Genomic DNA, 2084 nt, shown 5'->3' with positions numbered 1-2084 from the left:
AGAAAAACCGGACATTATAAAAACCTGTAATGATGAAAAAACTAATAATCCTTTTACTATTTCCAATTATTTTTTATTCTCAGACTTCTTTAACCAACGACGATATTTATGCGGCTGCGGGGAATGATTTTGAATGGCTGATGACAAATGTAGATACCTCTAACAAAGGAGGCTATGGTTATGAAGGGCTTTTAACCAGAATGGGGTTTGTCTTCGATGATAAATATAAAAGTAACGCTTCAGGTACATTTTGGCAAAGACGATATATAAAAAACATAATATCAGGAAACGAAAAGCAGTCACTAATTTACATTAAGGAAAATTACAAGAAGGTATCAAGTCACAAGTATCCCATTATTACTAAAATGGAAATCTGGGGTGACACAGAATATATCATTAAATTTTATATAAACTTTTGGAGCCGAGCTGTCAATTTTAAAGATACCAAGCCGGGTGAGACGGTGACGACTCGTTTTTTATCCGATGTCGCTGCCCTCTCAGTAGGAACCAACGGACAGTCAAAAATAGTGGTTACCACGGCAAAAGATTATTATAAATAATTACATTTTAACAATAAAATCCGATTGAATATTAACCTGCTTTTCCGGCAGGTTTTCTTTTGCAATATATTTCACAATCGGCTTGGCATCCACTTTAATCATTTTGGAACAGTCTGCCTTCGTATCGTCGGTAATCGTTGCTTCATATTCGTAAACCGTCACAATAACATTGTTATGATCCAGGTCGTCCTCGTCAGCTACCTTTTTCAATTCACTGAATTTTGTACCGCTCAAACCTTCCAGTGCGGCATCCACTTTTTCATTAAGATCAAAAAAAGCCAGTGCCATTTCCTGATCTATACTCCCTGTATAGCTTTCAGCATAATTCTCACAAATTACACGCACACGGACAATGCCTTTTCCCACTTTAATTCCATTTCCCATGTCTGACCAATCGAAACGCATAAAAGCGATTAAAACAGCGGGTTTTGGAACCATGACAATATTCTCTTTTTCGATCTGCCCGCGGTCTTTATCAATATAGATCAATTCCTCCACCTGAGCCTCCAGATGGTCGGATATTTCTTTAAATACCATTCCTTTTATACTCATGAGGTTATTTTTTTAAGTTCTGATAATATCATCCGATCCAGTGTTTTTTCGAGTGCTTTCGAGTCGCCAATAAATTTTCTCTGCGGGATCTCAATATGTGTTTTTGTGGTGAGGGCGAGCCATTTCCAGTATTCTTTTCCTGATTCCTTATATTTTGCCCAGAAGAACCTGCGCATCTTGGGAGTGATCAGAATTTTTCCCCCTTCATTATGGATTTTGGCATAATGGTTATGATTCCCTATTCCCACAACAACACGCGATTCCGAGACCTGTATTTTTTTAATTTCCCTTCGGGTATTCCCGGAACGTACCATTGTGGTTCTCGCTCCGGGATAAGTGCTTTTTTTCCATTTCTGGAAAGGAACATCCACAAAGCCGCCAACATTGAAATTTCGTTTAAAGAAATTCACCATGGTAATGGCGGCTTTCTGCGGAATGGTTCTTTTAAAATTCCTGTATTTTGCCCGGAGCCTGTCGAACTCCTGAGCATTATTCTCTCTACGCATTGGCTCTGATTTCTATATCGGCGATCATTTCATTAAATATCTGTTCCAGTACTTTTCTGATCTCCTGTGGGTTTTCTTTGATGTTGGTGGTCTTAATGGTCAATTCCTTAACAAAGGACTGAATATTGAAAATCATTTTTTTTCCGTCTCCGCCGGTTCCGGCACCGGACAGGGAATTTTTGGCTTTGTCCTTTTTACCTTTCGCACTTCCTCCGGACTTCGGATCCAAAGCCGCGGCAGGTTTTCCACCCGGTGAAACCAAGCCGGAAGGCGGCGGAATACCGGCAGCAGAAGTTATTTTGTTTTGGGTGGTGATCTTAACGGCTTTTTTAACCGGCTTTTCCAGTTCTTTATTCCATCCTTCATAAGCTCCTTTCATCGCATTAGGAATTAAAATCCCGGTTTCTTTTATAACATTAAAGCCTTTGGAGAGTGCCGATTTTATTTTATCGGTATCAAGGGTAAA

General features: G+C 39.4%; 4 protein-coding genes. 1 reads left to right on the top strand and 3 read right to left on the bottom strand.

What is annotated here, in order from left to right; translation table 11 throughout:
• Positions 1-32 precede the first annotated feature (32 nt).
• Complete coding sequence (locus BW951_RS22225) at positions 33-560, top strand: hypothetical protein (protein ID WP_139326248.1); 528 nt, start codon at positions 33-35, stop codon at positions 558-560.
• Here BW951_RS22225 and BW951_RS22220 read toward each other — a convergent pair whose 3' ends face one another.
• From BW951_RS22220 to BW951_RS22960, 3 genes are all read right to left on the bottom strand, one after another.
• Positions 561-1112, bottom strand: coding sequence for a hypothetical protein (locus BW951_RS22220; RefSeq protein ID WP_076396870.1), 552 nt, complete (start codon positions 1110-1112; stop codon positions 561-563).
• Positions 1109-1618, bottom strand: coding sequence for a phage virion morphogenesis family protein (locus BW951_RS22215; RefSeq protein WP_076396868.1), 510 nt, complete (start codon positions 1616-1618; stop codon positions 1109-1111). Before BW951_RS22215 ends, BW951_RS22220 begins: the two co-directional genes overlap by 4 nt.
• The coding region (locus BW951_RS22960; RefSeq protein WP_175608870.1) for a hypothetical protein at positions 1611-2084 on the bottom strand (474 nt) is incomplete at its 5' end. The genes BW951_RS22960 and BW951_RS22215, both read right to left, overlap by 8 nt.

The organism is Chryseobacterium gambrini, from assembly GCF_900156825.1.
Classification (GTDB): domain Bacteria; phylum Bacteroidota; class Bacteroidia; order Flavobacteriales; family Weeksellaceae; genus Chryseobacterium; species Chryseobacterium gambrini.
This window is presented reverse-complemented; position numbering and strand designations above follow the sequence as displayed.

What these genes read in the sequence shown, in the direction of transcription:
- BW951_RS22225 (WP_139326248.1), top strand. Translation starts at nt 33, where the DNA reads ATGAAAAAACTAATAATCCTTTTACTATTTCCAATTATTTTTTATTCT.
- BW951_RS22220 (WP_076396870.1), bottom strand. Translation starts at nt 1,112, where the DNA reads ATGAGTATAAAAGGAATGGTATTTAAAGAAATATCCGACCATCTGGAG.
- BW951_RS22215 (WP_076396868.1), bottom strand. Translation starts at nt 1,618, where the DNA reads ATGCGTAGAGAGAATAATGCTCAGGAGTTCGACAGGCTCCGGGCAAAA.